Source organism: Rhodopseudomonas sp. BR0G17 (genome assembly GCF_010907025.1).
GTDB classification, from domain to species: domain Bacteria; phylum Pseudomonadota; class Alphaproteobacteria; order Rhizobiales; family Xanthobacteraceae; genus Rhodopseudomonas; species Rhodopseudomonas palustris_H.
Map to the genome: position 1 here is coordinate 83958 of NZ_QUML01000011.1, position 26447 is coordinate 110404.

20 protein-coding genes are annotated in these 26447 nt (G+C 65.4%); 4 read left to right on the forward strand and 16 right to left on the reverse strand.

What is annotated here, in order from left to right:
* Positions 1-17 precede the first annotated feature (17 nt).
* Together hpnO and hpnN are read right to left on the reverse strand one after the other, a co-directional pair.
* Entirely contained in the window at positions 18-1409 is a 1392-nt protein-coding gene (hpnO, locus tag DY467_RS11100) for an aminobacteriohopanetriol synthase HpnO (protein ID WP_164636020.1), read from the reverse strand.
* A gap of 332 nt (positions 1410-1741) precedes the next feature.
* Entirely contained in the window at positions 1742-4348 is a 2607-nt protein-coding gene (hpnN, locus tag DY467_RS11105) for a hopanoid transporter HpnN (protein WP_164636022.1), read from the reverse strand.
* Between the two features lie 312 nt (positions 4349-4660).
* Here hpnN and ispH point away from each other — a divergent pair, with 312 nt between their 5' ends.
* Both ispH and hpnH read left to right on the forward strand, forming a co-directional pair.
* Positions 4661-5605 carry a 4-hydroxy-3-methylbut-2-enyl diphosphate reductase gene (ispH, locus tag DY467_RS11110; RefSeq protein WP_107345477.1) on the forward strand — a complete coding sequence of 315 codons (945 nt, stop codon included), beginning with the start codon at positions 4661-4663 and terminating at the stop codon, positions 5603-5605.
* Positions 5606-5645: 40 nt separating this feature from the next.
* Positions 5646-6797, forward strand: coding sequence for an adenosyl-hopene transferase HpnH (gene hpnH / locus DY467_RS11115; RefSeq protein WP_164636024.1), 1152 nt, complete (start codon positions 5646-5648; stop codon positions 6795-6797).
* Positions 6798-6872: 75 nt separating this feature from the next.
* On the opposite strand, the gene pstS is transcribed toward hpnH, so the two are convergent.
* Positions 6873-7877 carry a phosphate ABC transporter substrate-binding protein PstS gene (pstS, locus tag DY467_RS11120; protein ID WP_164636026.1) on the reverse strand — a complete coding sequence of 335 codons (1005 nt, stop codon included), beginning with the start codon at positions 7875-7877 and terminating at the stop codon, positions 6873-6875.
* Positions 7878-7910: 33 nt separating this feature from the next.
* On the reverse strand, positions 7911-9155 hold the full coding sequence (phnA, locus tag DY467_RS11125) for a phosphonoacetate hydrolase (RefSeq protein WP_164636028.1): 1245 nt from the start codon (positions 9153-9155) through the stop codon (positions 7911-7913).
* A gap of 19 nt (positions 9156-9174) precedes the next feature.
* Between phnA and DY467_RS11130 the strand changes: the two genes are divergently transcribed.
* Positions 9175-10203, forward strand: a complete 1029-nt coding sequence (locus tag DY467_RS11130; protein ID WP_246701523.1) for a LysR substrate-binding domain-containing protein — start codon at positions 9175-9177, stop codon at positions 10201-10203.
* A gap of 90 nt (positions 10204-10293) precedes the next feature.
* On the opposite strand, the gene DY467_RS11135 is transcribed toward DY467_RS11130, so the two are convergent.
* From DY467_RS11135 to DY467_RS11160, 6 genes are all read right to left on the reverse strand, one after another.
* On the reverse strand, positions 10294-11037 hold the full coding sequence (locus DY467_RS11135; protein ID WP_164636030.1) for a phosphorylase: 744 nt from the start codon (positions 11035-11037) through the stop codon (positions 10294-10296).
* Positions 11034-12995 carry a squalene--hopene cyclase gene (shc, locus tag DY467_RS11140; RefSeq protein ID WP_107345483.1) on the reverse strand — a complete coding sequence of 654 codons (1962 nt, stop codon included), beginning with the start codon at positions 12993-12995 and terminating at the stop codon, positions 11034-11036. The genes DY467_RS11135 and shc overlap by 4 nt, the downstream gene beginning before the upstream one ends.
* Before the next feature lie 33 nt (positions 12996-13028).
* Entirely contained in the window at positions 13029-14285 is a 1257-nt protein-coding gene (gene hpnE, locus DY467_RS11145; RefSeq protein ID WP_164636032.1) for a hydroxysqualene dehydroxylase HpnE, read from the reverse strand.
* Positions 14285-15124, reverse strand: coding sequence for a presqualene diphosphate synthase HpnD (hpnD, locus tag DY467_RS11150; protein ID WP_164636033.1), 840 nt, complete (start codon positions 15122-15124; stop codon positions 14285-14287). Before hpnD ends, hpnE begins: the two co-directional genes overlap by 1 nt.
* Complete coding sequence (hpnC, locus tag DY467_RS11155) at positions 15121-15999, reverse strand: squalene synthase HpnC (RefSeq protein WP_164636035.1); 879 nt, start codon at positions 15997-15999, stop codon at positions 15121-15123. Before hpnC ends, hpnD begins: the two co-directional genes overlap by 4 nt.
* 212 nt (positions 16000-16211) lie before the next feature.
* Positions 16212-16451: a hypothetical protein gene (locus tag DY467_RS11160; protein WP_011159282.1), complete on the reverse strand. Its 240-nt coding sequence runs from the start codon at positions 16449-16451 to the stop codon at positions 16212-16214.
* Between the two features lie 390 nt (positions 16452-16841).
* Between DY467_RS11160 and DY467_RS11165 the strand changes: the two genes are divergently transcribed.
* A complete protein-coding gene (locus DY467_RS11165; RefSeq protein WP_164636038.1) occupies positions 16842-17345 on the forward strand; it encodes a hypothetical protein in 504 nt (167 codons plus the stop codon).
* A gap of 94 nt (positions 17346-17439) precedes the next feature.
* Here DY467_RS11165 and DY467_RS11170 read toward each other — a convergent pair whose 3' ends face one another.
* The 6 genes from DY467_RS11170 to DY467_RS11195 all read right to left on the reverse strand — a co-directional run bounded on the left by DY467_RS11170 (position 17440) and on the right by DY467_RS11195 (position 26261).
* The gene (locus DY467_RS11170) at positions 17440-19809 is read right to left on the reverse strand and encodes an efflux RND transporter permease subunit (protein WP_164636040.1); all 2370 of its coding nucleotides are present in this window, start codon (positions 19807-19809) and stop codon (positions 17440-17442) included.
* Positions 19810-20015: 206 nt separating this feature from the next.
* Complete coding sequence (gene eutC / locus DY467_RS11175) at positions 20016-20783, reverse strand: ethanolamine ammonia-lyase subunit EutC (RefSeq protein WP_164636042.1); 768 nt, start codon at positions 20781-20783, stop codon at positions 20016-20018.
* A gap of 8 nt (positions 20784-20791) precedes the next feature.
* Positions 20792-22375: a hopanoid C-2 methylase gene (gene hpnP / locus DY467_RS11180; protein ID WP_164636044.1), complete on the reverse strand. Its 1584-nt coding sequence runs from the start codon at positions 22373-22375 to the stop codon at positions 20792-20794.
* A gap of 226 nt (positions 22376-22601) precedes the next feature.
* Positions 22602-23984: an ethanolamine ammonia-lyase subunit EutB gene (locus DY467_RS11185; protein WP_164636046.1), complete on the reverse strand. Its 1383-nt coding sequence runs from the start codon at positions 23982-23984 to the stop codon at positions 22602-22604.
* A 61-nt stretch (positions 23985-24045) separates the two neighbouring features.
* A complete protein-coding gene (locus tag DY467_RS11190; protein ID WP_107356510.1) occupies positions 24046-25749 on the reverse strand; it encodes a methyl-accepting chemotaxis protein in 1704 nt (567 codons plus the stop codon).
* Between the two features lie 53 nt (positions 25750-25802).
* Entirely contained in the window at positions 25803-26261 is a 459-nt protein-coding gene (locus tag DY467_RS11195; protein WP_107345493.1) for a cache domain-containing protein, read from the reverse strand.
* Positions 26262-26447 lie beyond the last annotated feature (186 nt).

Genomic DNA, 26447 nt, shown 5'->3' on the forward strand with positions numbered 1-26447 from the left:
GGCGCGTTTCCGAGAAACTACGCCGACTTGCGCACCGCGTTGTCGACCAGGGTCTTGCCGAGTGACCAGATCGCGCCCGGGACCTTGTGGCTGGCGGCGATGGTGTCGTCGAAGGCGCGCTCGATCCAGGCGCAGTCGTCTTCGGTAATGGTCAGCGGCGGCAGCAGCTTGATGGTGTGCAGGCCGTGGCCCGCGACCTGGGTCAGGATCTTGTGATCCTTGAACAGCGGCACGGTGATCAGCTGGACGAACAGGCCCTTGTTGGCGGTTTCCAGCATCGTCCACGACGCCTTCAGCCGCAGCGATTGCGGCGGGCCGAATTCGACGCCGATCATCAGGCCCTTGCCGCGCACTTCCTTGAGCAGCTCGTAGCCAGGGACCATGCGCGTGAGTGCCAGCCGCAGTTCGGCGCCACGCTTGGCGGCGGCTTCGACCAGCTTCTCGGCCTTGAGAACTTCGAGCGTCGCAATGCCGGCCGCCATCGCCAGATCGTTCTTGGCGAAGGTCGAGCCGTGCACCACGGCGCGGTCCATGCGGTTGAAGATCTTGTCGAAGATCGACTTGCGCGTCAGCACCGCACCGACCGGAACGTGGCCGCCCGACAGCGCCTTCGATAGCAGCACCATGTCGGGTTCGACGTTCCAGTGCTCGACGGCGAGGAAGCGGCCGGTGCGGCCCATGCCGGTCTGGATCTCGTCGGCCACGAACAGCGTGCCGTAGCGTTTGCACAGCGCCGCGGCGCCCGGCAGGAACTCGTCGGTGGGCATGTTGACGCCCTTGCCCTGGATCGGCTCGACGATGAAAGCGGCGACCTCGCGGGTCGACAGCACCTTCTCCAGCGCTTCGAGATCGTTGAACGGGATGGTGGTGACGCCCGGCAGCAACGGCCCGAAGCCACCCTGGAAATTCTGGTCGTCGGTCAGCGACAGCGCGCCGTAGGTCAGGCCATGGTAGCTGTGGTCGCAATTGACGATGCCGTTACGCGCCGTCGCGCCGCGCGCGAACTTGATCGCGGCCTCGACGCTCTCGGCGCCGGAATTGGCGAAGAACACCTTGTCGAGATACGGCACATGCTCGAGCAGCCGCTCCGCCAGGATACCGGCCAGCGTCGAGACATCGAGCTGCACCAGGTTAGGCAGGTCGGCGTCGAGCACACTCTGCAGCGCCTTGCGCACCACCGGATGGTTGCGGCCGAGCGCGAATACGCCAAAGCCGCTGAGCAAATCGAGATAGCGGGCGCCGTCACGGTCGTAGAGGTACTGACCGGTGCCCTTCTGGAAGCCGACGTCGTAGCCGATGGTTTTGAGGACGCGGACGAGCTGCTCGTTGAGATGCCGGGCGTGCATCGAACTGCGCTGCGCTTCGCGCGCCGCGAACATCTCGGCGAGATCTAAATTCGGCTGGTGCATGGGATACTTACGTCGCTTGTTGGACCCGCCGTCAACACAAAAGGCTGGCGGTGCGTCGCACTCGAGCTTTCTTTTCAGAGTTGTGATGCGCGGGTGACATGCCGATTTCACGGCGACTCCCGCATGGCGTACGACCCCTACCCCCGGACGTGGGTATAGTCCGATCGCGGGGGGTGACGCCAGCCCTGTGACGCCACCTGCGGCAATCGCGCCTTGCTTCCCGGTCTCAGCGGCAGTTCATGCTCTGGAACACAGCGCCGGGGAGAAAACCCGCCCCCGGCCAAACCCGCGGCGGGGGCATCGGCACGCGCCGACGCCCCGGCCGGCGCGACTCACAGATCGGTATCGCCGGACTCGTCGATGTGCCGCGGCTTGCCCATCAGGGCCGGTTGGAACAGCAGCACGGCGCCCAGCGTGGTCAGCAGCGACAACGCCAGCAGCTTGCCCATGCTGGCCGTTCCCGGATGGCTCGACAGCCACAGGCTGCCGAACGCGGTGGCGGTGGTCAGGGCGCTGAAGAAGATCGCCCGGGTCAGCGCCGACTGCAGCAGGTTGGTGCGGCCGGAGCGCCAGGCGGTCACGTAGTAGATCTTGAACGCGACGCCGACGCCGAGCAGCAGCGGCAAGGCAACGATGTTGGCGAAGTTCAGCGGCAGATCGATCAGCACGCAGATCTCCAGCGTCACCGCACCGGCCACCAGCAGCGGTACCAAGGTGAGTGCGACGTCGGTAATCCGGCGCAGCGTGATCCACAGCAGGATCGAGATCGACAGCAGCGCCCACAGACCGGCCTGGATGAACGAGGCGACGATGGTGTCGCCCGACTTCAGGATCGACACCGGACCGCCGGTCGCCAGCGGCTCCGCCTGCAGCACGGCGGCGGCGAACTTGCGCAGCGTGTCGTTGTCGTTGGGATCGCCGCTCGGCAGCACCTCGACGCGGATCTGACCGTCCTTGGTCTTCCACGACGACACGATGTCGGCCGGCAGATTGTCGAGCGTCACCGGCTGCGCTTTCAGCATGTTGCGCAGCAGCTCGAAGTCGAGCAGCAGCGGCCGCACGAACACGTCCTGCGCCTTCTCGCGCAGCGCCTGATCGGCGCCCGCAAGCTTGGTCAGCGCAGCGGCGAGCCGGCGCGAGGCGTCGGCGCCGGGTCCGGTGGTCTCGCCGGCAGCGCGGCGCAGCGCTTCGGCCGAGCTCTTCAGCGACGCGATGTTGTCCTGATCGGACGGCGGCGGATCGACCTGTTCGGGATTGAGCGCGGGCTCCAGCACCTTGGCCCCTGCCTGGATCAGCTTCAGCTTCTCCGGCTGGTCCGGCGGAACGAAAGTGTCGAGCGAGATGGTGCGCGACACCTCCGGCAGCTTCGAGAGCTTGGCTTCGATCTCGCGGGCCGCCTGCTCGGACGGTGCCATCACGTTGACGGCGTTGGCACCGGTATTCGGATCCTTGCGCAGGTCGAGGAACGTCGCGATCGACTCGACCTTCGGGCTGCGCAGATTGATCGGGTTGAAGTCGAAATGCATGAAGTACAGCAGCGGCAGGCCGGCCAGCGCGACGCCGATCGTACCGACGATGATGCCGATGCGGTGCTTCTCCAGGAAGTGATCGACCGGCGCCAGGAAGGCATAGCCGAGCGGCTCCTTCTCGCCCGCCGGGTTCAGCAGCTTCAGCAGCCCCGGCAGCACGGTGATGCTGGTAAAGAACGCGATCGCCATGCCGGCGCCGGCGATCTCACCGAGTTCGGAGATGCCCTTGTAGGAGGTCGGCAGGAACGACAGGAAGCCCGCCGTGGTCGACATCGCCGCCAGTGACAGCGGCACCGCCGAGTATTCGGCGGCCTGCACCAGCGCCTTATCGAGGTCGCCGGTCTTGTGGCGCTCCGACCGATAGCGGACGCTGAACTGGATGCCGAAATCGACGCCGAGGCCGACGAACAGCACCGCGAAGGCGATCGACAGCAGGTTGAGCGAATCCACCAGCATCAGGCCGACCGCGGTGGTGATCGACAGGCCGATCACCAGATTGGCGGCCACCGCAAAGATGATCTTGGAGGAATGCAGCGCCATCCAGAGGATCAGCAGCACCACCACGACGGTGCCGATGCCGTTGACCACGGCGCCGTCCTTGACGGTGGCGAATTCCTCGTTGGCGATCGGCACCGGACCGGTCAGCCGCACCCGGGCGCCGAAATCCTGCTCGATCTTGAGGTCCACGGCGGCCTGACGGATCGCGTCGGTGGCGGCCTTGCCGGGTTCCAGCGCCTTGAAGTCGAGGATCGGCTTGACCTCGATGAAGGCGCGCTTGTCGCCATCGGTGAGCGGTTCCGGATTGACCAGACCGCGCCAGGAGAAGAACGCCTGCTGCTTGCCGAGCACGTCCTCGACGGTTGCAGCGACGGCATTGAAAGGTTTCGCAGTCGAATCGAGCGTCAGTTCCCCGCGCTTCAGGCCCACCAGACCGGTCTCAAGCGCCGCCGTCAGGCCGCGGATCGACGGATCACCGGCCATGATTTCGATCAGCGGAACCGCCTGCTGGAACTGGCCGGTCGCCTTGGCAACTTCGTCCTTGGGCAGGAACAACAGCCCGCTGCGGTCGAAAAACGGCCCGCCGCCGAGCCGCTTCACCGAGTCGAAGTTGATGTTATTCTTGGACAATTCGGCCGTGAGCTTAGCCGCCGCGGCATTCGCGAATTCCGGCGTCGGGGCCTCGACGACCGCCAGGATCAGCCGTTCCTGGTCGAAGGCCTTCTCGAACGCGATATCACGTTTGCGCCAGTCGAGATCAGACGAGATCAAATGATTGATGTCTGTGTTGATCCCGAAATGTTGGTAAGTATAGAAACCTGCTGCAACTGCGAGAAATACGCCGATCAGCACAGTAAAAGCCGCAAAACGGGTGCTGGCTCTGACAATGGAGACGATGGCACTTTTCAGCACATTCACTCTTTCTATTGCTACCGGCTGGCCTAAAATACGGCCACCCCGCCGGGTTCCGAGTCGATCGAACTAGTTTTGATGGTTCTGCGACCAAGGACTGGACAAAATGGCCGAAAACAAGCCGGCGGAGGTGTGTGCGCGGAAGTAATCTCACCAGGCCAGATTGCCAAGGGCGTTTTGCATTGCGTGCTGCACTGCGCCAATAAGTCCCCTGCGTCCCTTGCGGTTGCGGGTGCCCCCATACCAGCTAGATCATGCTACGGGAATGCGACGTGCTGCCAGGAGACCGAACAATCATGAGCGTGGTGCCCCTTGTCTGAAGTCCGCCCCCTCGAAGTGTTCCTTGCCCAACCCCGTGGTTTCTGCGCTGGCGTGGTGCGTGCGATCGAGATCGTCGAGCGCGCGCTGGAGAAGTACGGTCCGCCGGTCTACGTGCGGCATGAGATCGTGCATAACAAATACGTGGTCGAGAGCCTGAAGGCCAAAGGCGCGATCTTCGTCGAGGAGCTGTCGGAAGTTCCGCCGAAGGCCGTGACCGTCTTCAGCGCCCACGGCGTCGCCCGCAGCATCGAGGAAGAGGCCGCGGCGCGTGACCTGCCGGTGCTCAACGCCACCTGCCCGCTGGTGACCAAAGTGCATAACCAGGGCAAGCGCTATACGTCGAAGGGCCGCACCCTGATCCTGATCGGCCATGCCGGCCATCCGGAAGTCGAAGGCACAATGGGCCAGGTTCCCGGCCCGGTGCTGCTGGTGCAGAACCTCGAGGACGTCGCGGCGCTGACGCTGCCGCCGGAAACCCCGGTGGCGTACATCACCCAGACCACGCTGAGCGTCGACGACACCAAAGACATCATCGTGGCGCTTTCAAAGAAATTCCACGATATCGAAGGCCCGGACACCCGCGACATCTGCTATGCCACGCAAAACCGGCAATCGGCGGTGCGGCAGATGAGCAAGCTGGTCGACCTGATCCTGGTGGTCGGAGCCAACAACAGTTCGAACTCCAACCGGCTGCGGGAAATCGGCACCGAAGCCGGCATCCCGAGCTACCTGATCGCCGACGGCAGCGAACTCGACCCGGCCTGGCTCGACGGCAAGAAAGCGGTCGGAATCACCGCCGGCGCGTCCGCGCCGGAAGTGTTGGTCGACGACGTGATCGAAGCGCTGCGCCGGATCGTCCCGGTCACCGTCTCGGTGCTGCCGGGCCGCGAAGAAAACATCGAATTCGTTCTGCCTGCGGAGCTGGCGACCGCCTGATCCGCCCCAACCGACATGCCGTGAAAGAGAAGATTTCGTAATGGCTATTCCGTTTCACAAGGAACTGGTGATCGGCGGTTATCTGCTGAAGCAGAAGCTGCTCGGGCGGAAGCGTTATCCGCTGGTACTGATGCTGGAGCCGCTGTTCCGCTGCAATCTCGCCTGCGCCGGCTGCGGCAAGATCGACTATCCTGACGCGATCCTGAACCGCCGGATGACCGCGCAGGAGTGCTGGGACGCTGCCGAGGAATGCGGTGCGCCGATGGTCGCGATCCCGGGCGGCGAGCCGCTGATCCACAAGGAGATCGGCGAGATCGTGCGCGGTCTGGTAGCGCGCAAGAAGTTCGTGTCGCTGTGCACCAACGCGCTGCTGCTCGAGAAGAAGCTGCATTTGTTCGAGCCGTCGCCCTATCTGTTCTTCTCGGTGCATCTCGACGGCCTGAAGGAACACCACGACAAGGCGGTGTCGCAGGAGGGCGTGTTCGACCGCGCGGTCGCGGCGATCAAGGCCGCCAAAGCCAAGGGCTTCACCGTCAACGTCAACTGCACGGTGTTCGACGGCTACGCCGCCGAAGACATCGCCAAGTTCATGGACTTCACCGAAGAGCTCGGCGTCGGCGTCTCGATCTCGCCGGGTTACGCCTATGAGCGCGCTCCGGACCAGGAGCACTTCCTCAACCGCACCAAGACCAAGACCCTGTTCCGCGAAGTGTTCGCGCGCGGCAAGGGCAAGAAGTGGAGCTTCATGCACTCCAGCATGTTCCTCGACTTCCTGGCCGGCAACCAGGAGTTCGAGTGCACCCCGTGGGGCATGCCGGCGCGCAACATCTTCGGCTGGCAGAAGCCGTGCTACCTGCTCGGCGAAGGCTATGCCAAGACCTTCAAGGAGCTGATGGAAACCACCGATTGGGATTCCTACGGCACCGGCAAGTACGAGAAGTGCGCCGACTGCATGGCGCATTGCGGCTACGAGCCGACCGCGGCGATGGCCTCGCTCAACAATCCGCTGAAGGCCGCCTGGGTGGCGCTCCGCGGCATCAAAACCTCGGGCCCGATGGCGCCGGAGATCGACATGTCGAAGCAGCGGCCGGCGCAGTACGTGTTCTCCGAACAGGTCGAGAAGAAGCTGTCCGAGATCCGCCGCGACGAAGCCACCGAGGCCAAGGACAAGCGCCAGTCGACGGCGGCCTGATCGCTCCGACAACGGCTTCAATCATCAAAAGCGCGGCCTGCGGGCCGCGCTTTTTTGTTGCTCATCTCGGTCCGTTCAATTCATCAGATGCTTGACGATGTCGGCTTTGACCTTGCCCGGCAGAGGGACGAACTGCAGCGACCGCGCGATGCCGTCGCCCTGCGCATAGGCCCATCGGAAGAAGTCCAGCACGGCGGCCGACGTCGTCCGCTTGGCAGGGCTTCGCGGCACCAGCGCAAAGGTCGCGGTGACGATCGGCCAGGCCTGCTCGCCGGGCATGTCAGTGAGATCGACCGCATAGTTTGGCACCGACCAATCGCCACTCTCGGCAGCGGCCGCGAAACTGCTTCCGTTCGGCAGCACGAACCGGCCTGCCTTGTTCTGCAATTGCACGGTCGCAAGGTTATTGGCGGTGACGTAGGACAGCTCGGCATAGCCGATCCCGCCGGGCGTCATCGGCACCGTCGAGGCCGCGCCGTAGCTGCCTTTGACGCCGGCGCCGACCGGCCAGCTCAGCGTCATGCCGATTCCCATCTTGTCGCGCCATGCTGCGCTGTTCTTCGACAGATAGCGGGAGATCGCGTAGGTGCCGCCCGAGCCGCCCGCATGATACAGCAGCGAAATCGGCAAGTTTGGCAGCGCCAGACCGGGATTGAGCTGCACGATCTGCGGGTCATCCCACGATTTGATGCCGCCCATGAAGATGTCAGCCAGCACGGGCGCGGTGAGCCGTAGCTTGCCCGGCAGGACTCCGGGAATGTTCGCCACGACAGCGTAGCCGCCGACGACGGTGGGGAACTGCATGATGTCCCCTTCCTTCAGTTTGCTGTCCTCCATCGGCACATCCGACGCGCCGAAATCCGTCAGGCCCTTCAGCACCTGGAGTTGTCCGACCGACGATCCCGAAGGTTGATAGTTGATCGCGACACCCTTGGCCGCTTTCAGTTGTTCGGCCCATTTGATGTAGATCGGCGCGGCGAAGGCTGAACCGGTTCCCATCACCGGCGTCTCGGCATGACCGGCCGTCACGCCGGCCGTGCCGATGGCGAGCGCCATCACAGCGGTGCGAAGTGCACGCATCTCGATTTCCTCTTTGGCTGCAATCGTGCGGGATTAGTCGACGCCGTTCAGGGCGAAGTCGAAGATGTCGTAGTTGCGCAACACGCCTGTAGTCGCGCGCTCGCGGTAGTCCCGCTTGAGCGGGCGCGACAGCACAAACGGCACGCGCTGCTCGCCGAGCCCGCCGTGCGAGCGCAAGCGATGGTCGCCCAGCGCCGACAAATCGTGATCTTCCCGCCGCGCGCCTACCACCGTGCCGCGATCGGTGAACACCGCGAAGTCGCCCTCCCGATCCGGCGGCAACTGGTAGCGTTCGCACACCGTGGCACGATCGAGCACCAGCTCGACGCCGGGCAGCGACCGCGCAAAGGTCATCATCGCCGCGATCTCGCAAGGCTTGAGGAGGTGGACCCGCACGAAGCCGCCGAGCGCGCCGTGATGGCGGACGAACGGATCGGCGATCGGACAGATCACCCGCGCGACGCCGGCACCGAACTTCTGGTTCAGCGCGTCCTCGAGATAGACGACGTTGGGCCGGCCATCCGCATCGGACTTGTCGGCCATGCCATGATCGGCAGTCAGAGCGACGGTCGCACCGAGTTCGATCAGCCGCGCGATGCGGCGGTCCACCGCTGCGTGGAAGTCGTTCGATTCCGCCTCGCCCGGCTGGTATTTGTGCTGCACATAGTCCGAGGTCGACAGATACATCAGCTCGGGCTTGGTGGTCTCCATCAGCCTGACGCCGGCATCCAGCGCGAACAGCGACAAGTCGGCAGAGTATTGATCCGGCCGGCCGCGGCCGACCAGCTCCTCGCCGCTGTTGAAGCCGAGCGCGGTGAGGTCAGCGACATTCGGATGTTCGGACGAGAAGGCGATCCCGTCCATCTCATAGGCGAGCACCTTCAGGAGCTTGTCCTTGGCGGTGACCACCGCGGTCCGCACGCCCGCTTTGCTCATCGCACCGAGAATGGTGCCGCAGCGCAGGCGCCGCGCATCCGTCACCATGATCTCTTCGCCGGTGTCGGCATCGAGATAGTAATTGCCGTTGATGCCGTGGATGGCGGGAGAGACGCCGGTGACGATCGAGGTGTTGTTGGTGTTGGTGGTGGTCGGCACCGTCGCCAGCGCCGTGCCGACATAGCCCCCCGCCCGGAGCGCGCCGATCGTCGGCAGCACGCCGTCGGCAATACCGCGCTCCAGATATTCGGGGTCGAAACCGTCGAGGCAGATCACGACGACGGGTCGTGGCGGCCTGGCGTAGCTGCGGCCGTTGGCTTCGATCAAAGGCTGGGTCGTCATGGGGCATCCGGGTTTTTGAATGCCGCCTGGTGGGGCGGCTGACGTCCCGGGTGGTAGGCCGTTCACATGTGAGAATCGATCGAATAAAATCGACAAACACGTGAGTATAAGTCGTAAATCCGATAGCCCTTTCGGCCGCCATCGTCACACGGAGGTCATGGTGAAAGAACGAGAACTGCCGCTGAGCGCGCTGCGGGCGTTTGCAGTGGCGGCGCGCAGCGACAGCCTGAGTGCGGCCGCCGAGGAGCTGGGCGTCACCCATGGCGCCGTCAGCAAGCAGGTGCGCCTGCTGGAGGACTGGCTCGGGCAGCAGGTCTTCACCCGCGAGGGCCGCAGCGTGGCGCTGACGCCCTATGGCAGCGTGCTGGCGGAGCAGCTGAGCCAGTCGTTCCGCAATATCGAAGCCGCCTGCCAGTACGTCCGGCGCCGGCGCAGCAAGGCGGTGCTGGCAGTCGAGGCGCCGTCGACATTCGCGATGTATTTCCTAATGCCGCGACTGAAGCGGTTCGAGAAAGCCAATCCCGATCTGGCGGTATGGATTTCGACCCGGATGACGGGACAAACGCCGGACGTGGCCTCCCACGATCTCCTGATCACCCGGGGCAGCAGCGACAAGACCGGCGGACCTTCGAAGACATCGACGCCGTTGTGCGAAGAGCACCTGACGCCGGTCTGCAGCCTGGATCTGGTTGAGGAGAGGACCATCGAGAAGCCGGAGGATCTTCTCGCATTTCCGTTGATCACCTCAGCCACCCGGCCGGGGCATTGGGAAGCTTGGCTGCAGAAAGCGGGAATGCGCGACCATCTGTTCGAAGGCGGCCACCGCTTCGACCACATGTTCGTCGCGATGCATGCGGTGCGCGAGGGTTTCGGCTCGATCGTCGCGCCGAAGGAGTTCTTCCCGGGTAAGCCGGAGTGGCGGCTCGCCTGCCCGTTTCCTGATGTGGTCGTGAAGGGTGAGAAGTATTTCGCTCAACCGACCTCGCGAGCGGACCCGCGCTATCTCGGCCGGTTCCTGGATTGGCTGAAAGACGAAATCAGGACGTGAGGTTCGACGAGCCTCACGATGCGCGCTGGATCAGCGCGTCATCGGCGGAAGCCACGTCCGCGCCGCCCTCACCGGCGGCGCGCGGTCCGCTCAGATCTCGGCGACGAGACCGCCGCGGCCGAGCACGGCGTCCTGCACGAAGTTCCGACAGCCCCGCAAGGACCGCAGCGCGCGGTTGAAGTCGATGCCGGTCGACACCAGCGAGCGGATCGAGGTCGGGTGGCGGGCGATGCCGCGCAGCACCTTGCGCAGATCGATCTCGCCGTTCGGCTTGATCGCGGTGGAGACGACTTGCGGCAGGCTGCGGCCCGCCGGGTCACTGATCACCCGCAGCGCCGCGAACGGCAGGTTGGCCGCAGCGGCGAAATCGGCGGCGATGTGGCTTTCCATATCGACCGCCGCCGCACCGGTCTCCGAGCGCAGCGCCGCCTTGGCGGCGCGCGCTGCGATCACCTGCTCGGCTCCGACCAGACCGCCGCGCACGACGCGCTGACGGCCGAGCCCGGCGCTTCGCAATAATTCGTCGGTCAGTGCAACTTCCGAGGCCCAGCGGCGTTCACCCGCCACAACCTCGGTGGCGATGACGATGTCACCCGCCTCGAGAGCGGGATCCAGCCCGCCGGCGACGCCGAAGCTGATCACGCCGCGGATCGACGATGGGTCGAAATCGGCCATGATCGCGCGTAATTGTTTCGGATCGCTGCTGCTGCAGATAACGGTGAGGCCCGGCCCCGCCGCGATACGTGCTTCCTGAATCAGGCCCGTCACAATAAGTACCGGCCGCGGATCTTGGCGATGCGCCGCGGCCTGGTCGTCCACTGCCCCCAGAATCACATTCCGACCCCTACCAACTTGCTGTTCGTGGCCTGCAAGTTCCGGTACCGCGCTAGCGCCCAGAGCGGGAAGAACTTCGAATAGCCATGATACCGCAGATAAAACACCCGCGGGAAGCCTGTCGCCGTGTAACGCTGCTCGTCCCACAGTCCTTTTTCGGTCTGTGTGCTTTTCAGGTACTCGATGCCCCGTGCCACGGCGGGATGATCGACCTCACCCGCGGCCATCAGGGCAAGCAAGGCCCATGCCGTCTGTGAGGCGGTCGAGGGGGCACTTTCGTAGCCGCGGTAATCCAGTCGGTAGCTGACGGCGTCCTCGCCCCAGCCGCCGTCGCGGTTCTGCACCGACTCCAGCCACGCGACCGCCTTGCGGATCATCGGATCGGCATGCGGGACGCCGGCGGCGTTCAAGGCGCACAGCACCGACCAGGTGCCGTAGATGTAATTCATGCCCCAGCGGCCGTACCACGAGCCCTCGGCGAGCTGGGTGTCGCGCAGATAGCCGACCGCGCGGGCCAGCGCCGGGCTGCTGTCGATCGTCTCGCCGAGCTGGGCGAGCATCGAGACGCAGCGCGCGGTGACGTCCTCGGTCGGCGGATCGAGCATCGCGCCGTGGTCCGAGAACGGGATATTGTTCAAATAGTACTCAGTGTTATTGATGTCGAAGGCACCCCAGCCGCCGTCATCGCTCTGCATCCCCTCGATCCACTCGCGGGCGCGGGCGATCGCGGCGTCATAGGCGGGGTTGGGCTGATCCTTGCGGGCGCGGTCGAGCGCCATCACCACCACGGCGGTGTCGTCGAGATCCGGATAGTGGGCGTTGTTGTACTGGAACGCCCAGCCGCCGGGGCGGACGTTCGGGGCCTTCACGGCCCAGTCGCCCTTGACGTCGAGCACCTGGCGCGGAAGCAGCCAGTCGAGCGCCGGCCGCACCGACTTGGCGCCCTCGTGGCCGTCCGCCTCCAGCACCGCGTGGCTGGCGAGCGCCGTATCCCACACCGGCGAGACGCAGGGCTGGCAGTAGGCTTCGTCGCCGCGATCGACCAGCAGCAGATCGATGCCGCGGCGCTGGCTGGCGCGCGGCGGATAGTCCTCGGGATAGCCGAGCGCCTCGTACATCATCACGGCGTTGGCCATCGGCGGGAAGATCGCGCCGATGCCGTCCTCGCCGTTGAGCCGCTCCTCGATGAACGCGAGCGCCTTGTCGATCGCCCGCTTGCGGATGCCCTTCGGCATCACCGGCTCGATCGCGCGCAGCACGGCATCGATCGATCCGAACAGCTTGAACAGTGCCCAGTTCTGATGCGGCGCCTTGGCCGGCATCCCGATCGTCTTCGGGTCCTGCAGGAACAGCTCGTCGATGCCGACGCCCTTGGGGTTCTTGGCGCGCGGCTTCAGCGCGCACAGCACGAGCAACGGCACCATCGTGGTGCGCGCCCAATACGAGACCTTGGTCAGCGTGAACGGCGACCAGCTCGGCAGCAGCATGATCTCGACCGGCAGCACCGGAACCGCGCGCCAGGTGGTCACGCCGTACAGCGACAGCAGGAACCGGGTGAAGACGTTGGAATGGATCGCGCCGCCCCGCGAGCGGATCGCCTCGCGCGCCCGCACCATGTGCGGGGCATCGATGCTGTCGCCGATCATCTTCAGCGCGAAGTAACCCTTCACGCTGGCGCTCATATCGAAGTCGCCGTCGTGGACCAGCGGCCAGCCGCCATGGGCGCCCTGGATGCGGCGCAGATACACCGCGATCTTGGCTTCGAGCGCGGCGTCGACCGGCTCGCCGAGGTAGTGCCGCAGCAGCACGTATTCGGCAGGAATGGTGCAATCGGCCTCGAGTTCGAACACCCAATGGCCGTCATCGCGACGATAGTTCAGCAGCGCGCTGCGCGCCGCATCGATCGAAGCTTCGAGCGCGTTGCGCCCGACACCAGTCGTGTAGCTGCCGGAATCCATTTTATCTGCTGAGTCTCCGTGTTGAGGGCCGGATCAGGTGCGCCCGGCGGCCAATACCAGGTCCGCGGCACGGTTGCCGGACCGGACCGATCCTTCGATGGTCGCCGGTAACCCCGTATCAGTCCAATCGCCTGCGAGATATAGGTTTCTCCACTGGGTGACCGGCCCGGGGCGCAGGGCGTTCTGCGCCGGTGTAGCCGCGAACGTCGCCCGGCGCTCGCGGACAATTTGCCACGGCGGCAGATTGGCCGAGATCCCCGCGATCTTGCAGATTTCGCCCCAAACTTCGGTCGCCAGCTGCTCGCGCGGGGCATCGACCAGCCGGTCGCCGTTGCTGATGGTGACGGACAGCCGGTTCGGGAACGCGAACAGCCACTCCACCACCCCGCCGATCACCCCGGTCAGGGCCGGCATGCCGGGCGGCGGCGCATAGTTGAAATGCGCATTCACGATGGCGCGGTATTCCTGCGGCGTCTTCAGGCCGGGCAGCAGCGAGGCGGCCGGGCGCGGCGGCACCGCCAGCACCACCACATCATCCGGGCCGAGGGTGACGACATCCTCGCCGCCGAACTGCAGCGCGCCGACGCGGTCGCCCGACATCGTCAGCGCCCGCAACTCGTGGCCGAACCGCACCCCGGGACCGGTGGCGGCGAGCTGCGCCACCGCCGGCTCGACCAGCACGGCCGACAGGCCGTCGCGGGCGATCAGCGGCCGGCAGGCCTTGCCGCCGGCCAGCAGCGTCTCGCGCACCACCGCGCCGGCGAGACCGGCCGAGCCTTCCGGCGGATCGACATTGAGCGCGGCGAGCAACAGCGGCGCCACCAGGCGATCGTATAGCGGGCCCGAGCAGTTGATGGTGTCGCCGATCAGCTTGGTGGTCGGCGCCCACAATAGCGGCATCAGGCCGAGGTAATCGCCGATCGAGGTATCCGGCACGCGGCTCTTGGCATCGAACAGCCACAGCGGCAGCTTGCCGCTGCCGAGCTTCAGCCGCCAGCGCGCATTGGCCGGCAGATCGATGAAGTCGAACTCGGCACTCGCGGGACCGACAAGGCCGGCCTCGGTGCCGATCGTGCGCGCGTAGTCGCACGCGGCCTGGTTGCCGGACAGCAGCAGGTGATTGCCGTTGTCGATGACGAGCCCGGTCTGGGCATCGAAATACGAGCGGCAGCGGCCGCCGGCCTGCTGCATCGCTTCGTGAACCTGGACGGTGAGACCGGCGCGGGCAAGCCGGATCGCGGCCGCAAGACCGGAGATTCCCGCACCAATGACGTGAACTGTTTTCGACATCACACGATCGCGTATTGCAGCAGGATGGCGATCTTCGAAGCCTTGCCGAGCTTCACCGGGGCGCGCGGCGCTGCGAAACCGCGCGCGATCAGAAGCTGCAAGATCGAGTAGTAGTACTTGCCCATGATGCGGGGAGCCTTCACCACCCGGCGGGGATTGCGGTTCATCACCTTGTCGGCGGCGGCGAAATGCGCAAGCGCGCGCTGGACCAGCGGCGCGCAGACGCTCGGCAGCGCCGGATGCGCCGCGACCACGCGCGGATCGGTGGCGGTGATACCAGCCTTGTGCAGCAGCTCGCTCGGCAGATACAGCCGGCCGATGCCGGCATCCTCGTCGATGTCGCGCAGGATGTTGGTGAGCTGCAGCGCGCGGCCGAGATGATGCGACAGCTCGATGCCGTCGCCCTCCGGCAGACCGAAAATGCGCACCGACAGCCGCCCCACCGCGCTGGCGACGCGATCGCAGTACAGATCGAGCGTCGCTTCATCGGGCGCGCGGATGTCGGCGTCGACATCCATTTCCATGCCGTCGATGATCGCTTCGAAATCCTCGCGCTTCAGCCCGAAGGTGCGCAGCGACTCCTGATAGTCGGCAAGCCGCGGCGGCGGTGCGCCGCGATACAGCGCCGCGATGTCGTCGCGCCATTGCTGCAGCTCGGCGACCCGCTGCTCGCGCGGCCGATCGGAATCGGCGATGTCGTCGACGAAGCGGCAGAAGCTGTAGACCTGGAACATCGCCTCGCGCTGCGGGCGCGGCAGGATGCGCATCGCGGCGTAGAACGAACTGCCGAGCGCGACGCCTTGATGCGCGGCCGGCTCTGGCGTGGCGTGAACGGTCATGCGCGCGGCGCCGGATGCGACACCGGCCCCTTTCCGAAGCTGCGACGGACGATCTCCGAGCTCATCGCGCCGAAGCTGGCGATGACGAATTCGATCGGCTTCAGATGCACGCGCTCGCTGAGCGGATCGCGGGTCTGCAGCATCCGCACGATGCGATCGGCGTAGGCCTGGATCACCGAAACTTCGAGGCCGAGCCGATAGTCCTTGATCTCTGCGGCGAGCGGCCGGCCATCGCCGAGCAGCGATGCGGTGCGGACCGCGAGACCCTGCAGACACTTCAGCAGCGCCGGCGACGACTTCTGCAAGCCGAGGTCTTCGACCTTGGCGCCGGCGGCGTCGAGCACGTCGCGCGGCAGATACACGCGATTGAGGGTGCGATAGTCCTTGCCGCAGTCCTGCAGGTGATTGTTGATCTGAAGCCCCGCGCACAGCGCGTCGGACGCCTGCCACGTCGCGGTGCTTTCACCGTGGACGTCGAGCATGAAGCGGCCGACCGGCATCGCCGAGTAGCGGCAGTAGTGGATGACCTCGTCCCAATCCTCATAGCGCAGCTTGGTGACGTCCATCCGGAATGCGGTCAGCAGATCGAGGGCGTGGCGCGGCGGCATGCCGCGTTCGGCCAGCGCCCGGCGCAGATGCACCGCCTCGGGCTGGGTCTCGCCGCGGCCGAGCAGCTCGGCTTCGAGCAGATCGAGATATTCGAGCTTGGTGTCGGCATCGAGCATCTCGTGATCGGCGATGTCGTCCGCGGTCCGGACGAAATTGTAGAACGCCAGAATCAGGTCGCGGTGCCGCGGATGGATGATCCACGACGCGACCGGGAAATTCTCGTCCCGGTGGGTCTTGCCCGATCGAAGCTCGCTCGCAGACGTCATCGGCACTGGCTAAACACTTGGTTTGAACACGAAAAAAAGCGAACGGCCGCACCCGGCCGGGCCGGGCGCACCGTTCGCGACGCCATATAAGGGAAATCGCCGGCTAAACCAACGATCTTGACGGACGATGTCCGGGCCGCAGTTTCGCCCGGATCGCCGCCGCGGCCGCCAGACCGGGCCGAAACAGGCCCGGCGGATGCCGACTCACCGCCTCACTGGCCGTGGCTGACCAACACCTGGTTGCAGGCTTTGCTGATCTTCTCCCGATTCTGCTGCAGGCAGGACAGGATCACCAGATCGCTCTGCTCCATCACGGAGCGGCAGAAACGCGACACGTCCCGCGAGCAGGCCTTCTGCTCGGCTTCGGTGCCGCTGCGCTGCTGTTGCTGGGCATTGGCGCCGGAGGACATCGAAACGAGCAGCAACGCGAGCGCAACCAAGGTCTTTTGCATTGTCTTCCTTCGATATGTGGCTGGGGGTCGAAACCCGTTCTCGATCACATCTACGGCGCCGCTTGGAAGGGGTCGCGGTGCACACGATCGGCACAACGGTATGATGCGTCGATCAAGGTGACAAATACGGCCAAATTAGTGCCGACGCACGCGCCTTCGCGGACGAGTGGCGCAAAGCCGCGGAATACCTGTCGCTTTTTCACGAAACGTTGCCGATTTGATGCAAATATTATAGTTCCGCGAGCAGCGCGGATGGAACACCACGCGCCGCGCGCCCTGGTGTGCATGCGCAGCGTTACTATGTGATTTGAACCCGCCGCGAGGCGAAGACACTAACCAGCGACGTGACGCCACCGTCGTCACCCCCGCGATCTCCCAAGGATGGCCAGAATGAGCCTGCTTCGTTCCACCACTTCCTCCATCCATGCGTTGAAGGCGGCCGGGATCGGCGCCGCGATGCTGTTCTCGGCATCGGCGGCGCTGGCAGATTCCGGACCGTTCGCCGGGTTCGAAGGAGCATGGTCGGGGACCGGCACCGTGGCACTGTCCGACGGCACCAAGGAGCGGATCCGCTGCAAGGCGACCTACCGGGTCGGTGGCGGCGGCAACGAACTGGTGCAGACCCTGCGCTGCGCCAGCGACAGCTACAAGTTCGACCTCTCCAGCAACGTCACCAGCAGCGGCGACCGCATCTCCGGCAACTGGAGCGAAGCCAGCCGCAACGTCAACGGCAGCCTGCAGGGCAAGGCCGGCGGTGGCCATATCGAAGTATTCGTCGAAGCAGCCGGCTTCGCCGCCAGCATTTCGCTGACCACGCACGGCAACAAGCAGTCGGTGGCGATCAGCTCGAAGGGTGAAATCCGCGGCGTCAACATCTCGATGACCCGCGGCTGATCACCGCCCTGTTCGGCTCCATCAACAAAAAGCCCTCCGGATCGGCCGATCCGGAGGGCTTTTACTTTTCGACAAGCCGATCGTTTGTCGTGCGCTACACCACCGAGCCGGCGTTACCTTTGCCGCGCAGGCGGTGCGCGACGCTGATCAGCCACATCGCGGTCGGGCGCAGGATGAACAGGTCGGCGATCAGTGCCGCCACCATCGCGAAGGCGCTGAGCCAGCCGAACAGTCGCAGCGACGGCAGGTCCGAGAACACCGTGACGCCGAGGCCGCAGGCCAGCACCACGGTGGTGAGGATCAGGGCCGGACCGACCAGCACGGTGGCGCGTTCGACGGCGAGCCCGGCGCTGACGCCGGGTGGGCTCTCCAGCCGCAGCCGGTTGAGGAAGTGGATGGTGGCGGACAGGCCGAGGCCGAACGACACCGTCAGCGCGACCACGCTGGCGAATTGCAGCCCCTCTCCCATCAGCCACAACAGCGTGCCCGACAGCACCACCGGGAAGATGCCCGGCAGGATGCAGGCCAGCATCACCACCACCGACCGGAAGGCCAGCCCGATGAAGATCGCCACCAGCGCGAACTCGATGGTGAGGCCGTGGTTGAGCTTGGAGATCATGTCGGCGCTGTTACGCGCCGCGATTGCCGACAGACCGGTGACCGCGACCTCGTAGCCCGGATGCTTCTGCCGCACGCTGTCGAGGGCGTGATCGAGCTTCTGCACCACCGGCAGGATTTCGCTGGAGTCGAGATCAGGCACGCGTCCCGACACCACCACTGCAGTCTGATCCTCGGCGATGAAGCGCCGCACCAGATTGGCGGGCAGCAGGTCGACATATTCCTTCAGCGTGTCGACGCTAGTGGTATGCGCCTTCTCGGCGAGCCAGCGGCGCAGCGTTTCCACAGACCAGACGTTGCCGACGCCGGCCTGCTTCTCGACCGTGGAATGAACCTCGGAGATGATCTGCAGGCTCTCGGGCGAATACAGCGACTGCCCCTTGGGGAATTCGATCAGCACGTCGATCGGATTGGCACCGGTGAGCTTGGCGTCGAGCCGGTCGCTCGCTTGCACCGCCTGCTCCTTGTCCGGCACCTGATCGGCCAGCCGATAGCGCGGCTCGAGGTTGGCGTAGATCACCGCCAAGCCGCCGACCACCAGCACCGCCAGCAGGCTGAACAGGCCGGGCCGGCCGACCATCCGCACCGCGATGAAGGCGCAGAACCGGCGCAGCGCGTTGACGCCGAGATCGGCGCTCTGGAATTTCGCCGCGAAGGCTTCCTCGTGACGCACCAGCAGCACGCCGAACACCGGCACCAGCGTCAGCACCGCGACCAGCGCCAGTACGGTGGCGAGCAGGCCCGCCTCGCCGAATGCGCGGATCAGATCAGAATTGGAGAACTGCAGCGCGATGAACGAAATGCCGGCGGTGGCGTGGGTCAGCACGCAGGCCGGCCCGACCACCAGCACGGCGTTCTTGAAAGCAGTGTATTTGTCCTCGCCAGCGATCAACCGGTCTCGTGCCGCGAAGGTCAGCTGCATCGAGTCCGAGAAGCTGATCACCATGATCAGCGGCGTCATGACGTTGAGGAACATGTTGAGGCTGAAGCCGGCCCAGCCGAGCACGCCGAGCGCCAGCAGGATCGCGAGCAGCGGCGGGAACGCCGCCACCACCATGAACGAGATCTTGCGGAAGAACAGAATGGCGATGACGCAGCCGGCCAGGATGCCGGCGAGGTTGTAGATCAGCCCGTCGCGCTCGACCGCGTTGCGGATTTCGAGCTGCATCACCGGCACGCCGGACAGTTGTCGGCTGAGGCCAGAGCCCTCGAGATCGTCGGCCATCACCTTGCGCATTTCACCGATCGTGGCGCGCAGCCGCGTGTTGTCGGCCACCACCTTCGGATCGAGCGACAGCACGACCAAGGCCAGCGTGCCGTCCTCCGACAGCAGCTTGCCGCGAATGATCTCGTTGGACTTCACCGTCTGGACGAACTGATCGTAGGCCTCGCCTTCCGGCAAGTCCGACGGGAAAAGCGCCGCCGGCAGCTTGCCCGGCTCGGGCGCCTGCCGCGCCGAGAACAGCGAGATTAGGCCGCGGACGCCATCGATCAGCTGCAGATCGGTGACGGTGTCGCGCAGCTTCTCCAGATTCTCGCGCGCCAGCAGCTCCTTGCCCTCGACCACCATCAGCACGTCGAACTCGGTCGACGGAAACCGCTTGGTGACCTCCTCGTACTGCTTGAACTCCTTGGTGTCGGAGCGAAACAGTTGGCTCAGGGAGTCGTCGATCTTGATCCGTTCGATGCCGAACACGGCGCCGACGATGAGGGCCAGCAGGATGATGCATGACACCACCGGCGCGCGCAGCGGGATCAGACCCAGCCGCTCCAGACCAAAAGCGATGCTAACCCGCCGTCGCTTCAATTCCGCGACTTCGGTGTCGCTCACGTTTCTATCCAGCATGCGCTGTTCCGTCCTGTCGATCGCTCGTCCTAGCCAAACTTCCCGGCACGAATGCGACAGCGTCGCATCGCCCGGGATCCTGGTGTTGGGACATGCAGCAATTCACCACGTGCGCAGGCTCGGACCGACCGCCCTTCGGAATCGAGACTGGGAACCGGAATCCACCAGATTCGCGGTCCGGTTGCGAGTTTTCCGGCAGCTTGGGATCACGGTGGAGGCAGTTCCGGCATCAGGCTGCCGCTCTCGTCCTTCAGCGCCACCCCGGTCACCTGCCGCACCAAGCCTTCGCGGATCAACCAGGCGATCTTGTGAGCAGCCTCGTCCGCCGAAATCCCGGAAGCGTGGATATTCGAGACGCAATTACGGTCGGCATCGGTGAGGCCGGAGCACGGTCCGAACGTCAGATAAGCGCCGAGACTGGCCGGCGCCGACAGGCCCGGCCGCTCGCCGATCAGCACAACCACCATCCGGGCACCGAGCGCCGCGCCGATCTCGTCCCCGAGCGCGACCCGGGCGCCGGTCGCCACCACCGCGGCCCCGACCCCGATCCGGGCCGCAGCGAGCCGCGGTAACAGATGCCGCACCACCGCGGTCGCCTGGGCCGCCACCGCGACCGGGGACAAGCCGTCGCCGATTACCAAGGCAACGTCGCCCGCCGGCGGGGCTCCCGCCAGGACATCGCGCGCGGCCGGGTCGAGCTGCCGGCCGAGATCCGGCCGGGCCAGATAGTCCCGCCGGTCGGCGGCGCGGCTCGACACCTGCAGGGTCGGCAAGCGCAGCGCCTGCAGCTCGGCGGCGATCGCCGCGGCATCGAAGCCGGCATGGACCGCGTCGCGAGCGCGGGCATGGGCCAGGGTGAAATCCAGCAGCGCCTCGGTCGGCAGGCTGGCGCCGGCGCGGCCGAGCGCGACGCGGGCCGGGGTCAAACGGCGCAGCTCGGCCAGCGAACGCGGCGGGGTGGCGGGTGAGTTCATCGTTGTCCTTATTCCGCCGGCACCGCCGCTTCGCGCAGGCGCAGCGAGTAGTTGGAGGCGTTGGCGTGACCGCGCGAGGCTTCGCGCGCGTAGATGATCAGATGATGCGCCACCACCATCACCAGCAGCAGGTTTTCGATGTCGCCGCGGATCAAGCGTCGTAGCGCGAATTTCCAGAACGCCAGCTTGTAATCGCCGCGAATGCCGATCTGCCAGATGATGTTGCGCAGCATGATCATGCCGCGTTTGATATTGGCCTTCGACGCCCGCTGCGGCGTCGACGGATGCAGCCGCGTCGCGTAAGCGTGCGCAATCTGGTACTCGTAGCGTTTCAGCAGCGCCTCGGGCTCGTAAGCCCGCGCCATGCAATCCTTCCACATCGCCACCACCTGATCGTGCGGCAGCAGGAAGTCGACGTTGGATTCGCGGTTGTCGTCGTGGACCAGCCGGCCTTCGCGCTCCAAGCGATCCCACAGCGGCGTCTTCGGCAGCGCCTGCAGCAGGTTGATGGTGAGCAGCGGGATCTGCGACTGCTCGATGAACTGCATCAGAAACTCGCCGGTCTCCGGCGTGTCGGTGTCGAGGCCGAGAATGATGCCCGACACCACCTCGATGCCATAGCTTGAGATCGTGCGCACGCCTTCGAGGATAGGGACCATCATGTTGTGGTCCTTGTGCATCGCCTTCAGCGCGGTCGGGTCCGGCGTCTCGATGCCGCAGAATATCGTGCAGAAATATGCCTCCCGCATCAGCTCGAGAATCTCGGGCCGCTTGGCAATATTCAGCGTCGCCTCGCAGGCGAGCTGCAGCTGAAAGCCGGTGCGCTTCTGCCACTCGACCAGATGCGGCAGCAGATCGAGCGCCGCCTTGCGGTTGCCGATGAAATTGTCGTCGACGAAATACACCGAGCCGCGGATGCCGCATTCGATCATGCGGTCGAGCTCGGTGATGATCTGCTCCGGCGTTTTCAGCCGCGGGTTGCGGCCGTACAGGCCGGGGATGTCGCAAAATTCGCACTGGTACGGACAGCCGGATGAGTACTGGATGCTGCCGAGCAGGTATTTGTTGCATTCCGCCAGTTCGTACGCCGGAATCGGAAACAGCGTCATGTCGAGGCGGTCTTCGGTGGTGAACACGACCTGCCGCTTCGGCCGCGTCACGTCGTGGGCCAGTCTGGCGATCAATTGATCGGTCGCGTCGCCGAGTTCGCCGACGTGCAGATAGTCGAAATTCGGATAGTAGTCGGGGCAGGCGCTGACGGAGGGACCGCCGAGCGCGACCGGCAGGTCGAAATCATGCGCGCGCCGGCAGATGTCGTTCATCTGCTGTCGCTGGATATGCATGCCGCTGACGAACACCGCGTCGGCCCAGGCGAAATCGTCTGCTGTCGCGGGGCGGATGTTCTCGTCGATGAAGCGAACCGACCATTCGTCCGGCAGATAGGCGGCGATCACCAGCAGCCCCTGCGGCGGCATGAAGGCCGCGACATTGTCCATCAATGGATAGGAGTGCTGAAACGTACCGAAGGACTTGGTGTAGCGCGGGAAGACACACAGAATACGACGACTGGTCTGCCCGGATTCGGCCTTCATCGAACTTTCCCCGCGAACGTCACGCTGTCCGAGTTGGTTGCGGTGACCGCACGCACGGTTCGACCACCGGCCCAAAAACGGCAAGTTCAATACAACTGCGCGACTCGCGACCGGTTCCCCACGGCTGCAAAAATCCCGCCCGATCGCGGCCGTGATGCGCGATCTAATCACGGTCGCAGCGAAGCGGCCAGCGTTTCTTTGGCGGGTTCTGGACGACGGCGCGCGATCAGGCGATCAGCCGCGCTGCGATCTCCGGCAGCAGGGCACCATCCGTCAGCGGGCGGTGATCAGGGCCGGCAAAACCGGCGCGGACCAGCCAGTCGTCGAATTCCGGCGCGCGCTTCAGGCCGAACAAATCGCGGACGTACAGCGCATCGTGAAACGAGGTCGACTGGTAGTTCAGCATCACGTCGTCCGCGCCGGGCACGCCCATGATGAAATTGACGCCGGCCGCTGCGAGCAGCGTAAGCAGCGTGTCCATGTCGTCCTGATCGGCTTCGGCATGGTTGGTGTAGCAGATGTCGACCCCGAGCGGCAGGCCGAGCAGCTTGCCGCAGAAATGGTCCTCCAGGCCCGCGCGCACGATCTGCTTGCCGTCGTACAGATATTCCGGGCCGATGAAGCCGACCACGCTGTTGACCAGCAGCGGCGAGAATGCCCGCGCCACCGCATAGGCGCGTGCCTCGCAGGTCTGCTGATCGACGCCATGATGCGCATTCGCCGACAGCGCCGAGCCCTGCCCGGTCTCGAAATACATCACGTTGTCGCCGACCGTACCCCGCTTCTGCGCCAGCGTCGCCTGATGGGCTTCGGCGAGCAATGCCAGATCAATGCCGAAGCTTCGATTGGCGGCTTCCGTGCCGGCGATCGACTGGAACGTCAGGTCGACCGGCGCGCCCTGCTCGATCAGGCGCAGCGTCGTGGTGACATGCGTGAGCACGCAGCCCTGGGTCGGAATCGCCAGGTGCGTAATGACGTCGTCGAGCAGCCGCACCAGCTGGCCGAGCACTGCCGGATCGTCGCTCGCCGGATTGATGCCGATGCAGGCGTCGCCGGCGCCGAGCAGCAGGCCGTCCAGAATGGACGCAGTGATGCCGCGGGCATCGTCGAACGGATGGTTGGGCTGCAGCCGCACACTCATCCGTCCCGGCAGCCCGATGGTGTTGCGGAAGCGAGTGACCACGCTGCACTTCTTCGCCACCAGGATCAGGTCCTGATTGCGCATCAGCTTCGACACCGCGGCGACCATTTCGGGTGTCAGGCCCGGCGCCAGCGCGGCCAGCACCGCCGGGGTTGCGGCATCCGACAGCAGCCAGTCACGAAAGCCGCCGACGGTGAGTGAGGCCACAGGTGCGAACGCCGCGGCGTCGTGACGGTCGGCGATCAGCCGTGTCACCTCGTCGGCCTCGTATGGGATCACCATCTCGGACAGGAATTGCCGCAGCGGCAGGTCCGCCAGCGCCATCCGCGCCGCCACCATCTGCTCGGCGCTATCGGCGGCGATGCCGGCGAGGCGATCGCCGGAGCGCGGCGGGCTCGCCTTGGCGAGCAGGTCGCGCAAATCTTCGAACACGAACGAGACGTTGCCGATGCTGTGGCGATAGATCATGGCGTCCCCGGCACGGTGCTGCGAGCGCAGCTCGGGCCGGAGGGTAGCAAAGGCGTCCGCGTCAGGCGACCCGCACGGTTGCGAGAAATTTAGCCACCTCGGCGCGCAGCCGGTTGTTTTCGTGGGACAGCAACTGCGCCGAGGTCAGCACCTCGTCCGAGGCCGCACCGGTGTCGGCGGCGCCGCGATTGACGTTGCCGATACTGGCCGCAACCTGATTGGTGCCGATCGCCGCCTGCTGCACGCTGCGGGCGATCTCCTGGGTGGCGCTGCCCTGCTCGCCCACCGACGCGGCGATGGTCGAGGAGATATGCGCGATCTTGCCGATGGTGCCGCCGATCTCCTTGATGGCGTCCACCGACTCTCGGGTCGCGGCCTGCATCTCGGCAATCTGCGCGCTGATTTCGTCGGTAGCTTTTGCGGTCTGCTCCGCTAGCGCCTTGACCTCCTGCGCCACCACCGCGAAGCCACGCCCCGCCTCGCCCGCACGGGCCGACTCGATGGTGGCGTTGAGCGCCAGTAGATTGGTCTGCCCGGCGATGGTGGTGATCAGCTGGGTGACGTCACCGATGCGGTTGGCGGCCTGCGCCAGCTTGGCGATCCGCGCGTCGGTCTGTTCGGCCTGCTGCACCGCTTCGTCCGCGATCTTGCGCGACTCGCTGACCTGGCGGCCGATCTCTTCGACCGAAGCCGACATCTGCTCGGTGGCCGACGCCACTGACTGCACATTGGTGGAGGTCTGCGATGAGGCTGCCGCCACCATGGTGGCGAGCTGCTGGGTCTCGGCGCTGCCCTTGGCGAGGGCGCCGGCGGACACCTCCAGCGCCTGCGAGGCGACGCCGACCTGCTCGACGATCTGCCCGACCGCAGCTTCGAAACCATCGGCGAGCTGATGCAGTTCGGCGCGGCGGGCTTCGGCAGCGATCTGCTCCTGGCGCTGGCGCTCGGCCTGCTCACGCTCGGCCTTGGCCACCGCCTGCACTTTGAAATCCTCGACGGCGCGCGCCATCTGGCCGACCTCGTCGCCGCGGTCCAGCCCCGGCAACTGCACCTCGAAATTGCCGGCCGCGAGATCGTGCATTGCGCCGGACATCGCCACCACCGGGCGGGCGATACCGCGGCCGATTAGGAACGAGAACGCGATGCCGACCAGCGCGGCGGCTGCCACGATGCCGCCGAGCATCCATTGCTCGCGTTCGAGCGCGATGCCGGTGTGGGCGATCTCGCGATCCCGGCTGTCGTTGGTCGACAGGATCAGGTCGCTGACCAGCGAATCGATATCGGTAAAACTCTTCTCGGCGCTCTTGATGAACAGCAAGGCCGAGCCGGCGTCGCCATCGGCCATCTCGACCGCGTTCTTGGCCTGCTTCTGATAGCCGGCGACCGCAGCCTTGAGTTTCTGGAACGGCGGCTTGGCCGCGTCGGCGCCGAGCGCCTTCTCGACTTCGCCGAGCGAGGTCGGGATCTGCGCCAACGCCGCGGTGGTTTCCTTCATCACCTTGGTGAGCTTGGCCGCATCGCTCTCATTGGCGGCGGTAGCCGCCATCCGGTACAGCTTGGCGTGCGCAGTCCAGGCGGCGTTGTTGAGGTCGGAGGCAAGCTCGGAGAGCCGCACCGGACCCGACACCAGCTTGTCGACGTTCTGCTGATTATCGCGTAGCGACACCAGCGCGAACGCGCCGACGCCGATCATCACCAGAACGAGGAATGCGGGAGCGAGCTGGACCTTCCACGACAGTCCGAGGTGTTTGATCCAGCTTCCCATCAGCAACGTCCTGATTTCAGTTCAGCAGCGAGCGGGGGCGATACGTGCCGCCGTCACAGTTTGTAGACGCCGGCGCAGACCGCGGTGTTGTCGAGCCGTTCGCAGTACATTTCCTTGGGCTCGACTTTTTTGCTGACCGGATTGACGAATTTGTAGTCCTGCCAGAATGACGGCTGCTTGGCGGCCATCTCGACGCGCTCTTTGACGTAGAGCTTGCCGTCGACGTCCTGCGCGTCGATCATGTCCTTGCCGATAAACTTGGCATTGGCGCCGTGCGCCAGGACCTTGCCGTCGAGCTGATAGACCACGACGTAGAGGTCGTCCTTCACGAACGGGCCGGCCTTGTCGCTGATCACCACATAGGCCTTCTCGGCGCCGTCGGCCTTGATCGCCTCGACGGCCTTTTTAACCATCGCAACGGCATCGTCCTTGCTGGCGCCGGCCAGCGCCGGAGCGGCAGCGAACGCCAGCGCGGCGGCGGCCGCCGCCACGGCGATCATCTTATGGCTCATGGAAAACTCCTCCTGGGAAAATGCGAAAGCTCAGGCGCGGCCACGTTGACGAGCAAACGCGAACGTTGAGTTAAGCACCACCCTGGGGTTGCTACCAGGCATCGGACTGGTGAACTGATAACTAACTGGCGGGAACTAATTCTCGGCTTGCGCAGGGCCGCGAGCAGCTAGCGGGCGCTCTGCGGC

Bases quoted from the DNA above. Each gene is read 5' to 3' on its own strand.
- phnA (WP_164636028.1), bottom strand. From the start codon at position 9,155: ATGACGACCCAGCCTTTGATCGAAGCCAACGGCCGCAGCTACGCCAGG.
- hpnD (WP_164636033.1), bottom strand. From the start codon at position 15,124: ATGACCGTTCACGCCACGCCAGAGCCGGCCGCGCATCAAGGCGTCGCG.
- DY467_RS11195 (WP_107345493.1), bottom strand. From the start codon at position 26,261: ATGAGCCATAAGATGATCGCCGTGGCGGCGGCCGCCGCCGCGCTGGCG.
- hpnH (WP_164636024.1), top strand. From the start codon at position 5,646: ATGGCTATTCCGTTTCACAAGGAACTGGTGATCGGCGGTTATCTGCTG.
- hpnC (WP_164636035.1), bottom strand. From the start codon at position 15,999: ATGACGTCTGCGAGCGAGCTTCGATCGGGCAAGACCCACCGGGACGAG.
- DY467_RS11165 (WP_164636038.1), top strand. From the start codon at position 16,842: ATGAGCCTGCTTCGTTCCACCACTTCCTCCATCCATGCGTTGAAGGCG.
- DY467_RS11170 (WP_164636040.1), bottom strand. From the start codon at position 19,809: ATGCTGGATAGAAACGTGAGCGACACCGAAGTCGCGGAATTGAAGCGA.
- DY467_RS11190 (WP_107356510.1), bottom strand. From the start codon at position 25,749: ATGGGAAGCTGGATCAAACACCTCGGACTGTCGTGGAAGGTCCAGCTC.
- hpnO (WP_164636020.1), bottom strand. From the start codon at position 1,409: ATGCACCAGCCGAATTTAGATCTCGCCGAGATGTTCGCGGCGCGCGAA.
- eutC (WP_164636042.1), bottom strand. From the start codon at position 20,783: ATGAACTCACCCGCCACCCCGCCGCGTTCGCTGGCCGAGCTGCGCCGT.
- pstS (WP_164636026.1), bottom strand. From the start codon at position 7,877: ATGCGTGCACTTCGCACCGCTGTGATGGCGCTCGCCATCGGCACGGCC.
- DY467_RS11160 (WP_011159282.1), bottom strand. From the start codon at position 16,451: ATGCAAAAGACCTTGGTTGCGCTCGCGTTGCTGCTCGTTTCGATGTCC.
- hpnE (WP_164636032.1), bottom strand. From the start codon at position 14,285: ATGTCGAAAACAGTTCACGTCATTGGTGCGGGAATCTCCGGTCTTGCG.
- hpnP (WP_164636044.1), bottom strand. From the start codon at position 22,375: ATGAAGGCCGAATCCGGGCAGACCAGTCGTCGTATTCTGTGTGTCTTC.
- shc (WP_107345483.1), bottom strand. From the start codon at position 12,995: ATGGATTCCGGCAGCTACACGACTGGTGTCGGGCGCAACGCGCTCGAA.
- DY467_RS11185 (WP_164636046.1), bottom strand. From the start codon at position 23,984: ATGATCTATCGCCACAGCATCGGCAACGTCTCGTTCGTGTTCGAAGAT.
- DY467_RS11130 (WP_246701523.1), top strand. From the start codon at position 9,175: ATGCCGCCTGGTGGGGCGGCTGACGTCCCGGGTGGTAGGCCGTTCACA.